Origin of the sequence: Corynebacterium cystitidis, from assembly GCF_900187295.1 — a bacterium.
Lineage (GTDB): Bacteria > Actinomycetota > Actinomycetes > Mycobacteriales > Mycobacteriaceae > Corynebacterium > Corynebacterium cystitidis.
The window spans coordinates 1,983,225-1,994,763 of record NZ_LT906473.1; the positions used below are offsets into that span (position 1 = coordinate 1,983,225).

At 57.9% G+C, this 11,539-nt stretch carries 10 protein-coding genes; 7 read left to right on the forward strand and 3 right to left on the reverse strand.

All coding sequences use genetic code 11. The features are described from left to right. Positions 1-6: 6 nt before the first annotated feature. A complete protein-coding gene (locus CKV99_RS09325; RefSeq protein WP_092256172.1) occupies positions 7-669 on the reverse strand; it encodes a metal-dependent transcriptional regulator in 663 nt (220 codons plus the stop codon). A gap of 103 nt (positions 670-772) precedes the next feature. On the opposite strand from CKV99_RS09325, the gene CKV99_RS09330 reads away from it, so the two are divergent. Genes CKV99_RS09330 through CKV99_RS09345 form a run of 4 tightly spaced genes read left to right on the forward strand, consistent with a single transcriptional unit; the run spans position 773 to position 4,192 of the window. Further along, entirely contained in the window at positions 773-1,705 is a 933-nt protein-coding gene (locus tag CKV99_RS09330) for a metal ABC transporter substrate-binding protein (protein WP_177178083.1), read from the forward strand. Continuing rightward, positions 1,702-2,433 carry a metal ABC transporter ATP-binding protein gene (locus CKV99_RS09335; RefSeq protein ID WP_092256174.1) on the forward strand — a complete coding sequence of 244 codons (732 nt, stop codon included), beginning with the start codon at positions 1,702-1,704 and terminating at the stop codon, positions 2,431-2,433. The genes CKV99_RS09330 and CKV99_RS09335 overlap by 4 nt, the downstream gene beginning before the upstream one ends. After that, entirely contained in the window at positions 2,430-3,293 is an 864-nt protein-coding gene (locus tag CKV99_RS09340; RefSeq protein ID WP_177178084.1) for a metal ABC transporter permease, read from the forward strand. Before CKV99_RS09335 ends, CKV99_RS09340 begins: the two co-directional genes overlap by 4 nt. Next, positions 3,290-4,192 carry a metal ABC transporter permease gene (locus CKV99_RS09345; RefSeq protein WP_092256177.1) on the forward strand — a complete coding sequence of 301 codons (903 nt, stop codon included), beginning with the start codon at positions 3,290-3,292 and terminating at the stop codon, positions 4,190-4,192. The genes CKV99_RS09340 and CKV99_RS09345 overlap by 4 nt, the downstream gene beginning before the upstream one ends. On the opposite strand, the gene CKV99_RS09350 is transcribed toward CKV99_RS09345, so the two are convergent. Then, on the reverse strand, positions 4,104-7,199 hold the full coding sequence (locus CKV99_RS09350; RefSeq protein WP_092256180.1) for an error-prone DNA polymerase: 3,096 nt from the start codon (positions 7,197-7,199) through the stop codon (positions 4,104-4,106). The genes CKV99_RS09345 and CKV99_RS09350 overlap by 89 nt on opposite strands. A 142-nt stretch (positions 7,200-7,341) precedes the next feature. Between CKV99_RS09350 and CKV99_RS09355 the strand changes: the two genes are divergently transcribed. The 3 genes from CKV99_RS09355 to CKV99_RS09365 all read left to right on the forward strand — a co-directional run bounded on the left by CKV99_RS09355 (position 7,342) and on the right by CKV99_RS09365 (position 10,041). Beyond that, on the forward strand, positions 7,342-8,220 hold the full coding sequence (locus CKV99_RS09355; protein WP_092256183.1) for a MetQ/NlpA family ABC transporter substrate-binding protein: 879 nt from the start codon (positions 7,342-7,344) through the stop codon (positions 8,218-8,220). Between the two features lie 106 nt (positions 8,221-8,326). Further along, complete coding sequence (locus tag CKV99_RS09360) at positions 8,327-9,364, forward strand: methionine ABC transporter ATP-binding protein (RefSeq protein ID WP_092256186.1); 1,038 nt, start codon at positions 8,327-8,329, stop codon at positions 9,362-9,364. After that, positions 9,361-10,041 carry a methionine ABC transporter permease gene (locus CKV99_RS09365; RefSeq protein ID WP_092256189.1) on the forward strand — a complete coding sequence of 227 codons (681 nt, stop codon included), beginning with the start codon at positions 9,361-9,363 and terminating at the stop codon, positions 10,039-10,041. Before CKV99_RS09360 ends, CKV99_RS09365 begins: the two co-directional genes overlap by 4 nt. 8 nt (positions 10,042-10,049) lie before the next feature. Here CKV99_RS09365 and CKV99_RS09370 read toward each other — a convergent pair whose 3' ends face one another. Beyond that, positions 10,050-11,528 (reverse strand): SulP family inorganic anion transporter, encoded by a 1,479-nt coding sequence (locus CKV99_RS09370; protein WP_092256193.1) that lies wholly within the window; start codon positions 11,526-11,528, stop codon positions 10,050-10,052. Positions 11,529-11,539: the final 11 nt, after the last annotated feature.

An 11,539-nucleotide genomic window follows, 5' to 3' on the forward strand; every position in this document is an offset into this window, starting at 1 on the left:
TTTCATTCATCGCCGGACCCGTATCGCGCCTAGCGAGGATTCCGCCAGGGTGACTTCCTCCCCGGCCTCGGTGTTGACGGTGAGCAAGCCAACACTGACTGGGTGCTTAACGACGATCACTTCACCGGGAACCAACCCATGGGAGTCAAGGTAGCGCAGCAGTTCTGGGTCCTCATCATCTACCTGCGCGATGCGGTACGTACCTGCTTTCACATGTGCTAGTGAGGTGGTGTCATCGTCGATAAGTGAACCATCAGCGCGCGGGATGGGGTCGCCGTGTGGGTCGACCGTGGGGTGGCCTAAGTGGGCGTCGATCCGCTCCAACAATGTGTCGGAGACGGAATGTTCGAGCAAATCAGCGTCGTCATGCACTTCGTCCCAGGAGTAGCCGAGAACCGTGACAAGGAATGTTTCGACGAGGCGGTGGCGACGCACCATTTGGATAGCAAGCTGGGTGCCGGTGTCGGTGAGGCGAATGCCGGAATAGGGCTCGTGGTGGACAATGCCTTGGGTGCCGAGGCGTTTGATGGCTTCGGAGGCGGTGGGGGTTTTCTGCTCTAAGCGTCGTGCGATTTCTCCGAGGGTGGCTGGTTCGCCGGTGTATTCGGTGATGTCCCAAATAGTTTTGACGTAGTCCTGGCTGCGTTCAGGGAGATCGCGGATATGCATGGCCTACATCTTACTGGACAACCAGCCGGTTCATACGTTAGGTTAAACCTTGTTCACTCAAGTGAACTTATTGTCCAAAAACTTCAAACTCGAAAGTGCTATCATGCGAATTCTTGCAGCGGGCCTGGCCATCGCCTTGGGCCTAGGTGTAGCCTCATGCTCCACAGAAGAAACAAACAACGCTAGCGAAAATACCGACGGCGAACTCACCGTGTACGCCACCACCGGCTACATCGCAGACGCAGTGGAAAACATTGCCCCTGATGCCGAAATCATCACCATGGTCGGCCCTGGTGGTGACCCACACACCTACCAGCCGTCCACCAAGGACACCGAGGCAATGAATAACGCCGACGCTGTCCTCTGGAACGGCCTGCACCTTGAAGCGCAAATGATCGACCAGCTGGAATCCTTTGGCGATAAGCAGCTGGCAGTCGGCGAGGAAGTCGACGAATCCCTGCTGCTGGACTGGCCCGAAACTGACGACGAGGGCAACGAACTCAAAGACCCCCACGTGTGGAACAGCCCCGAAGCATGGCAGCAAGTAGTCACTGCCATCGGCGACAAGCTCGGTGAGATTGACCCTGACAACGCGCAGACCTATAAAGATAACGCGAAGGCCTACAACGACGAAATCCAGGCGAAGCACGAAGAGCTCTCCGACCTGATGGCTAACGAGGTCGATGAGCCACGCATCTTGATCACCGGCCATGATGCCTTCAACTACTTCGGTGAGACCTATGACCTTGAGGTCCGCGCGACCGACTTCGTCTCCACCGAGGCAGCCCTGTCCGCAACCGAGCTGTCTGAACTGGCTGACTACATCGCCGACAACAAGGTTCCTGTCATTTTCCAGGACAACCAGGCTAACCCGCAGGCGATCACTTCCCTGCAGGAAGCAGTTGAGTCCCGCGGCTGGAATGTTGAAATTTCCTCTGAGGAGCTCTATGCAGACTCGCTGGGCACTGAAGCCCCCGTGGACACCTACCTGGGCGTGCTCGAGCACAACGCAACCGCCGTGGCGGAAGCTCTGTGACCGTTCCCGTGATCGTCGAAGCACGCGGGCTAACGGTACGATATAACCAGGTCACAGCCCTCGATGATGTTGATATCGACATCCCCGAGGGCATCGTGATGGGCATCGTGGGCCCTAACGGGTCAGGTAAATCCACCACCATTAAAGCCATGTTGTCGCTTATCGACGGCTCCTCCGGACGCACGCTTTTCTTCGGCCAACCTTTATCGAAGGTACGCAGGCGCGTCGGTTATATGCCCCAGCATTCATCGGTGGACTGGAACTTTCCTATCACCGTCGCCGATGTCGTACTGATGGGCACCTACGGCCAGCTCGGCTGGTTACGGCGTCCTGGAAAGAAAGAACACGAACAGGCCACCCGCGCCATGGAAGCAGTAAACATTACTGACTTGGCTAACCGCCAGATCGGTGAGCTTTCCGGCGGGCAACGCCAACGCGTTTTCTTGGCCCGCACTCTCGCTGGTGAACCTGATCTCCTTTTCATGGACGAACCTTTCCAAGGGATCGACCACGTCTCCCAGCAGGCCATCGTCGAGGTTTTCCATACACTTCGGGAGCAGGGCAAAACTATCGTCGTCGTGCACCATGACCTTAGTACGGTCCCAAACCTATGTGACTGGGTCACCTTGATCTCCTCGGGCACAACCGTCGCCTCCGGCCCAGTGGCAGACGTGTTCACGCAGGACAATATCCAGCGTGCCTACGGCACCACAGGGGTGGTTATGTGAGCCTGTCCGAGTTTTTCACTAACTACACCTACACCATGGTGTTTGTTGGCACCACAGCAATCGGACTGGTCGCAGGAGCGTTGGGAGTGTTCGCCTATCTGCGTAAACAGTCCCTCATCGCCGATGTGATCTCGCACTCGGCTCTCCCCGGCACCCTGCTGGCCTTTCTCTTCATGTCTGCCATTGGCTTGCAAGGCCGCACCATGGGGGGCCTAATCATCGGTGCCGTGGTAGTGGGCGTGTTGGCAACCGCAGCAGTGAACTGGATTGAACGCAACTCCATCATCGCCCTGGATACCTCCATGGCCGTGGTGCTCACAGGGTTCTTCGGCGCCGGCATGCTGCTGATGCAGTACATTGATCGCCGCCCCATCCCCGGCAAAGCAGGCGTCCAGGACTATTTATTTGGCAACGCTTCGACGCTGACCCGCAATGACATCACGGTCAGCCTGGTAGTAGGCGCGCTCGCACTGGCTATCATGCTGCTGTTTTGGAAAGAATTCACGGCAGCCAGTTTCGATCCTGAACAATCGCAGCTCCAAGGCTTTTCCCGTTCCGTCGTCGATACGCTCATGTTCACCACGTTGGTCATCGCCACTGTCATCGGCTTAAAGGCTGTCGGCCTAGTCCTGATGGTGGCGTTTGTGATCACACCAGCGGCAGCAGCACGCCAATTCTCACGCTCCGTGAGAACCATGGTGCTGCTCGCCGCCCTGATCGGGGCAAGCGCCAGCGCGGCTGGCTCTTATTTATCCATCAGCTTCGGGCCACTGCCCACCGGCCCTGTCATCGCCGTGGTTCTGGCCGTAATTTTACTGCTCGCCATCGTGTTCTCGCCACGGAAGAAGGCACGCTCATGAGTATTTTTATGGCCACGTTGATGCTCACCATTATCACTGCCCTGGCATGCGCGGTTCCTGGTGTGTTCGTTGTGCTGCGCAAACACTCGATGCTCGTCGATGCCATCGGGCACGCGGCCTTCCCGGGTATCATTGTGGGGTTTACCATTACTGGTAACCTCGACTCGCCCTGGCTGATCGTCGGAGCCGCCGTGGCAGGACTTGTGGTGGTGTGGGGTGCGGAATGGCTCTACTCCACCGGGTTGATCACACGCGATGCGTCCCAGGGTCTGCTTTTCCCAGCCCTATTTGCAGTCGGTGTGATCATTGTTTCTGCCCGCTTTTCAAATATGCACCTAGATACCCACACAGTGCTGGTTGGCGACCTCAACTTAGCGGCCTTTGACCGCTTGATTATCGGCAGCTATGACTTTGGGCCCCGCTATTTCTACGTCATGGCGCTGGTGCTATTGATCAACGTCCTGTTTTTGGCGCTGACGTTACGACAGTTAACCGCAGCCACGTTTGATCCTGACTTTGCCAAGGTAGTGGGCATTCCCACCCGCATGTTGGCAGCCACTTTCATGTTTTTAGTGGCAGTCACCGTGGTGGCGGCTTTCCATGCGGCAGGCGCACTCTTGGTGCTGTCACTGATTGTGGCACCTGCAGCAAGTGCTTCATTGATCTGCAAGCGCATCCCCTATCTAATCGCGATGACCCTGGTTATTGCCGCTGCTGGCGGGGTGGTTGGTTTTATCGCCGCGTACGTGTTCGACCTGGCAACATCGGCGACCTTGGCAGTGTTTTACGCGCTGATTTTTGTGTGTGTGATCACCGGAAATCGCGTGATCCGCGCGAGAGCATCGCGCCAAGCTCAAGAGGCTCCAACTTATCAGCAACAACCGTCACAGCCCCGGTAGCGTTCTGCACGGTACCGCGAACCACAAGGGCTTTCGCGGTGCGTGCAAGCACGCGGTGACGCTTCCACAAACCTGGCGAGACCATCACATTAATCAGCCCGGTCTCATCCTCCATGCCCAGGAAGGTCACCCCGCTCGCAGTTTGCGGGCGCTGGCGGTGCGTAATAATTCCGCCCACCCGAATACGCGAGCCATCTTCGGCCTCGCGGAGCTGGACCGCGCTAAGCGCCCCGCGCTTGGTCAGCAAATCCCGCACATAGGCCACCGGTTGAGTCTCGGGTGTGATCCCGGTGTGCGCTATGTCCGCCGCGAGTAGCTCAAGCGCCGTCATCCCCGGTAAAGCCGGGGCTTCAATGGCGGAAGTATTCGGCAGCATCCCTTCCTTTTCAGCCACGCCGGCTTGCCACAGCGCTTGCCGACGATCCACCCCGAAACAATCAAGCGCACCCGCCTTAGCCAGCGCCTCTACCTGCGCAACTGACAGCTGTGCCCGCCGCGAAAGATCTGGAATACCCGTGTATGGCTGGCATTGTTCCACTCGCTTCGCAGCATTGCCCAAACCACTTATCGCATTCAGGCCCACCCGGATGGTGCGCGGGTCGAGCACTTTCGCTTCTTCCCCACTGTCGTTCACACTAACGGGCAGGACCCGGACACCATGGCGCCGCGCGTCCTGGACAAGTGACTGGGGCGAGTAGAACCCCATCGGCTGGGCCCGCAGCAAACCAACGCAGAACTCGGCCGGGTGGTAGTACTTGAACCACGCCGAGAAATACACGAGCGAGGCAAACGACTGCGAATGCGACTCCGGGAAACCATAGGCCGCAAAGGCAACAATCTTATTCCACAACTTCAGCGCTGTGGCATCGTCGATCTGGTTGGTTTCCCAGCACCCGTCGAAGAAGCGGGTGCGCAGAGCCTCCATTTTGGCAGGCGAGCGTTTGGAGCCCATGGCTCGTCGTAAAGCGTCTGCTTCCGCACCAGAAAAACCGGCAGCGTCCACGGCGACCTGCATCAACTGTTCCTGGAACAGGGGTACACCAAGGGTCTTACCCAGCGATTTCTCTAACACAGGATGATCGTAGGTGATCTCCTCCTTACCGTCGCGTCGGCGAAGGTAGGGGTGCACGGAGCCACCCTGGATCGGGCCAGGGCGGATCAAGGCCACTTCCACCACAAGGTCAAAGAATGTGCGTGGCTTCAACCGTGGCAGGGTGGACAGTTGTGCGCGCGATTCCACCTGGAACACACCCACGGCATCGGCACGGCACAGCATGTCGTAGACGTTGGCATCGGCCAGGTCCAGCTCCCACAGCTGCACCCGCTTACCGGTAGTCTCGTACACCAAGTCGATCATGTGGTGCAGGGCTTCCAGCATTCCCAGACCCAGCAAATCAAACTTCACCAAACCCGCAGACGCAGAATCATCCTTGTCCCACTGGATCACTGAGCGGCCTGCCATGCGCGCCCACTCAGTAGGCACCACGTCTGCGATGGGGCGATCACAGATCACCATGCCGCCAGAGTGAATGCCCAAGTGACGTGGCTGGCCGAGGAACTCGTCGGCAAGCGCGGCGACCCTATCGGGCGGATCACTGAAGCCCTTTGCCCAACCATCAATCGTGCCCTGCGAATAGCCTAAAGCGCGTGCCGCATCACGCAGCGCTCCTTTGCGCCGATAGGTGACTATATTAGCCACCTGAGCTGCGTTATCCCGGCCGTACTTATCGTAGACATACTGGATGACCTCCTCACGGCGACCGGACTCGATATCAATATCAATATCGGGAGGGCCATCCCGGCCCGGCGAGAGGAAACGCTCAAAAAGCAGGCCGGCGCTGACCGGCTCCACATTTGTGATGCCCAGGGCGAAGCACACCGCCGAATTTGCTGCCGAGCCACGCCCCTGGCACAAAATATTCGACTCGCGACAAAAATCCACCAGATCATTCACGATCAGGAAATATCCGGGAAAGCCCAGCTTTTCAATCACGCCCAACTCGTAGCGGATCTGTGCCCACGCCTTTTGCTGCACATCAGCCGGGCGCGAGGCATAACGCACCGTGGCACGCTGCCACGTCAGGCGGGCAAGGTCCTCGATCGTTCCCGCATCCGGCAAGTTCGGTGCCACCACGTTCAGCGTGAAAGCACACTCGCGCGCCAACTCCACTGTGGTAGCGATCTCACGGGCCCGGCCAGGTGCGAGGCGTGCCATCTGCTCACCCGAACGCATCCAACCCGCGCCCATCGGGTGGACAAAACCCTGGGCCTGTTCGAGAGCTTCACGACGCGCCAAGGCCCGCTTCGCCGCTGCCAACCGAGCCCCGTTTCGCGTGGCGGCACCAGGCACAGCACTCACAATTCCCTTCAAGTGGGGAAACTCGTCTAGACGGGCGTGATTATCAGCGTCCTCGGGAGTCATGGTCACTTGATATTCCAAAACCACTCGGTCTACCCCAAATATATCGACCATGTGATCGATATCGCCTGCCCACTGGTGGTCTGCCAGCACATAGCACTGCCCTTCAAGCTGCTTTGCAATCAACTCCAAAGGAGGGTAGGCCACCTCATTTTTCTCGCGGGTGACCATGTGCGCATCCGCCATCAGGTGCGAAAGGTTTTTGTACCCGTCCGGCCCGCGCGCCAACACCGCCAAGACACGGTCCCCCAGCGTCAGCTCCGCGCCAAATACCGTAGCCAGGCCACGGCTGGCAGCCGCTTCTGCAGTCTTCACCGCCCCGTAGAAACCGTCTCTATCCAGCAGGGAAATAGCCTCAAGCCCCAGTTCCACCGCCCGATCGACGCATTGCTCCGGTTCACTAGCGCCGCTCAAGAAATTGTAGCTTGATTGCCCATGAAGCTCAGCGAAAGGAACTGTGGAATACCCGGCAGGAGCCTCGTCGTCACGCACACAATGCTCCACCGAGATTGGCGTAGGTGTGGGACGCCCCGACAAAATACGTTCGAGCCGCGACCAGGATAAGGGTGCTCCGCAATCAAATCTCACAAGCCCAACCCTAGCACCATTCGAACATATGTGCCATAATGGGATGTGGAGTGACTCGAGGGGTCAAGTAGACTAAGCGGTCCACTAAGTGCTAGGTTATGCCCCAATAGTTTTTTCACCAACTACAAAGGAAGACTCCCTCATGCGTTTGAACCGAATTCTTGCAGCAACCACCGCACTCGCAATCTCGGCAACCGGCCTAGTCGCGTGCGGCAACGAATCGTCCACTCAGGCTGAGGGCGAGAACACCGTCATCAGCATCGGCACCACCGACTCGGACCAAAAGGCGTGGTCCGTCTTCGCCGACCTCGCTGCAGAAGAAGGCATTGAACTAAAAATCGAACAATTCTCTGACTACTCGCCAGTTAACGAGGCACTGGCCCAGGGCGAGATCGATGTCAACAAGTTCCAGCACATCAAGTACCTCGCCGAATACAACGTAGGTGCCGGGCAAGACCTGAAGGTTGTCGGCTCCACCGAGATCTACCCGCTAGCCCTGTTCTGGAAAGACCACAACTCACTTGATGGCATCGAAGGTGAAGAAGTAGCAATCCCCAACGACCCATCCAACCAGGGCCGCGCCATCAACGTGCTGGTCCAGGCAGGCCTGGTCACCCTAAAGGAAGAAGGCCTACTCGACCCCACCCCTGCAGACATTGACACTGAAGCGTCCAAGGTCACCGTCGCCCCAATTGATGCTGCGCAGACTCCAACCGTCTACGGTGAAGGCAAGCCAGCCATTATCAATAACTCCTGGCTGGGCCGCGCCGGAATCTCCCCAGAAGACGCAGTGTTCGAGGATGACCCGAACTCCACTGAGGCCGAGCCTTATATCAACGTATTTGCATCGCGTGCAGAAGATGTCGATGACCCCACCCTGAACAAGCTGGTCGAGCTGTGGCACTCCCCCGAGGTCATGGAGGCAGTTGCAGAGGACTCCGAAGGCACCGCAGTTGAAGTCTCCCGCGACAAGGGCGAACTCAACGACGTGCTGGCCCGCCTTGAGGAGGACTACAAGTAGTGGCTTCTACCGGCACGCGGATTGAATTCCGTAACATCACCAAAGTCTTCGACGGAGGAGTGCGAGCTCTCGACGGGGTAACACTCACCGTTGAGCCCGGCGAATCTTGGGCGTAATCGGCTACTCCGGTGCCGGTAAATCCACCCTGGTCCGCATGATCAACGGGCTAGACACGCCCACCTCCGGCGAGTTACTGCTCGACGGAGTAGACGTCGTCAGCATGTCCGAGCGCGAGCTACGCACCCTCCGCCGTAACATCGGCATGATCTTCCAACAGTTCAACCTGTTCAACTCACGCTCCGCGGCCGGCAATATTGAATACCCGCTCAAACTTGCGGGCAAGGGTAAAGCCGAGCCCAAGCTACGCACCCTCCGCCGTAACATCGGCATGATCTTTCAACAGTTCAACCTGTTCAACTCACGCTCCGCGGCCGGCAATATTAAATACCTGCTCAAACGTGCGGGCAAGCGTAAAGCCGAGCGCAAACAGCGCGTGTCCGAACTGCTCGACTTCGTCGGGCTTGCCGATCGCGGCAAGAACTACCCCGAGCAGCTTTCCGGTGGGCAAAAGCAGCGCGTGGGCATCGCGCGTGCGCTAGCCACAAACCCCACTTTGTTGCTTGCCGACGAAGCCACCTCCGCCTTGGACCCTGAAACCACCCAAGAAGTACTCGCACTGCTGCGCAAGGTCAACCAGGAACTCGGCATCACCATCGTGGTGATCACCCACGAGATGGACGTGATCCGCTCGATCGCCGACAAGGTTGCGGTCATGGAAAACGGCCGCGTGGTCGAATACGGCAGCGTCTACGAGGTATTCTCAGCCCCACAAACACGTGTGGCGCAACGGTTTGTCGCCTCGTCGTTACGCAACACGCCCGACCAAGTAGAAACCGCAAGCCTGCAGGCTGACGGTGGCCGCCTGTTCACCATCGACCTGACAGAGGATTCAGGCTTCTTCGACGCCGCCTCCGCGCTCAAAGCCAACGGTGGGTCGATCTCGATCGTGCATGGCGGCGTGACCACCCTGCAGGAACACTCCTTCGGCAAAATGACGGTGCGTGTTGGCGGCCCAAACGCCGCAGTAGAAAACTTCTACACCACCCTGCAGAAAAGCACCGACATCCAGGAGATTGTGCGATGAACGAAATGATCCTTGCCCAAGCCGACTGGGACCGGTTGGGCCCCACATTTATCGACGCGATCGGTGAAACCCTCTACATGGTGATTATCACCATGATCATCGGCGGCTTTTTCGGCCTGCTGCTCGGCCTGCTGCTGTACACCACCCGACCGTCGGGCATCCTGCGCAACAAGGTGATCTACTGGACCATCAACGTGCTGGTGAACTTCTTCCGGCCCATCCCCTTCATCATCATGATCGCCATGCTCTACCCCATCACCGTGAACGTGGTGGGCACCTCCATTGGCACTAACGCCGCCACCTTCGTGATGTGTTTCGCCGCCACCTTCACCGTGGCCCGCATAGTCGAACAAAACCTGGTGGCCATCGACCCCGGTGTGATCGAAGCAGCGCGCTCCATGGGTGCAGGCCCCTGGAAAATCATCACCTCGGTCATCCTGCGCGAAGCCCTAGGGCCTTTGATTTTGGGCTACACCTTCATCTTCATCGCCGTAATCGACATGTCTGCGATGGCCGGCTACATCGGCGGCGGCGGCATCGGCGACTTCGCCATTGTGTACGGTTACCGCTCCTTCGAACCACAAGTCACCTTTGCTGCGGTGATCGTGATCGTGATCATCGTGCAGCTGGCCCAGTTCCTAGGCAATTGGCTCTCCAAGAAGGCGATGCGACGCTAAGCCAAGGTTTAGCCGTCCAGCTTGCCCGAAAGGTTGTTCACCCACTTGGCTGTTTTGCCTTTCAGGCCAACAAACTCGACGGTTTTGTTGCGCTCGGCATATTTCTCCCGCACAGCGTCGAGCGCAGCGATGGTGGAAGCATCCCACACGTCCGCGTCGTGCATATCGACGATCACACGGTCCGCCTCATCGGTGTAATCAAACTGGTACACCATGTCATTCGACGAGGCGAAGAACAGCTGGCCGTGCACCTTGTACTTGCCGGAATCCACCTTCTCGATCCTCACGAGGTGCGCCACGCGGGTAGCAAACGCCACCATCGCAGCGATCACGCCCGCACCCACGCCAATGGCCAGGTTTTCTGTCAGCAAGGTACCGATCACCGTGGTGAACATGACAATGTTTTCTTCCTTCGGCATCATCCGCAACGTCGACGGCTTCACCGAGTGCCAATCAATCGTGCCTACAGACACCATCACCATGATGGCTACCAACGCACCCATCGGGATCAGCCCTACCAAGTCTCCAAGCCCGACGATGAGCACCAACAGGAACACACCCGCTGACAAGCTGGACAGACGAGTGCGCGCATGCGATTCTTTCACGTTAATCATGGTCTGGCCGATCATCGCACAGCCACCCATGCCACCGAAGAAGCCAGACAGCACATTAGCAATACCCTGGCCACGTGCCTCAGTGGTCTTATCAGAGTGGGTGTCAGTGATGTCGTCGACAAGCTTCGCTGTCATCAACGACTCCATCAAGCCCACAACAGCCATGGAAAACGCGTAAGGAAAGATAATCCGCAGTGTTTCCCAGGTGTACGGCACATCAGGAATGATCCAGCCCGGCAGAGAGTCCGGCAGTTCACCCTGGTCGGAGACATCTGGTACTTCTGTTCCCATTGCCCACACCACAAACGTCAAAAACACCACCGTCACCAGCGGTGCAGGAATTGCGGAGGTGAGCTTTGGCAGGAAAATCATGATCGCCAAGCCAACGCCAGCGACCACATACACCATCCACGGAACATCAATCAGGTGCGGCACCTGTGCCAGAAAGATCGTGATCCCCAAAGCGTTGACAAAGCCTGTCATCACACTGCGCGGGATAAAGCGCATCAGCTTTGCCACACCCATCAACGACAACACAATTTGGATGACACCACCCAAAATTACTGTGGCCAGGAGATACTCCATGCCATACTCGCGAGAGACCGGGCCAATCACCAGTGCGATCGCACCCGTCGCCGCCGTAATCATGGCTGGGCGACCGCCAGTAAATGCGATGACAATGGCCATCACAGCCGAAGAATACAGGCCAACCGCGGGGGCCACACCTGCGAGTACCGAGAAACTAATCGCCTCCGGGATCAACGCCAACGCAACCGTCAGACCAGCAATGATCTCACGCGTGGCGCGGGGCCCCGAAGAAAAAGCGTACTTAAAAGACGCCCAGACGCCCACCGGCGCTACTTGTTGCTTCATAATAATAAACA

What these genes read in the sequence shown, in the direction of transcription:
- CKV99_RS09365 (WP_092256189.1), top strand. Translation starts at nt 9,361, where the DNA reads ATGAACGAAATGATCCTTGCCCAAGCCGACTGGGACCGGTTGGGCCCC.
- CKV99_RS09330 (WP_177178083.1), top strand. Translation starts at nt 773, where the DNA reads ATGCGAATTCTTGCAGCGGGCCTGGCCATCGCCTTGGGCCTAGGTGTA.
- CKV99_RS09370 (WP_092256193.1), bottom strand. Translation starts at nt 11,528, where the DNA reads ATGAAGCAACAAGTAGCGCCGGTGGGCGTCTGGGCGTCTTTTAAGTAC.
- CKV99_RS09345 (WP_092256177.1), top strand. Translation starts at nt 3,290, where the DNA reads ATGAGTATTTTTATGGCCACGTTGATGCTCACCATTATCACTGCCCTG.
- CKV99_RS09355 (WP_092256183.1), top strand. Translation starts at nt 7,342, where the DNA reads ATGCGTTTGAACCGAATTCTTGCAGCAACCACCGCACTCGCAATCTCG.
- CKV99_RS09325 (WP_092256172.1), bottom strand. Translation starts at nt 669, where the DNA reads ATGCATATCCGCGATCTCCCTGAACGCAGCCAGGACTACGTCAAAACT.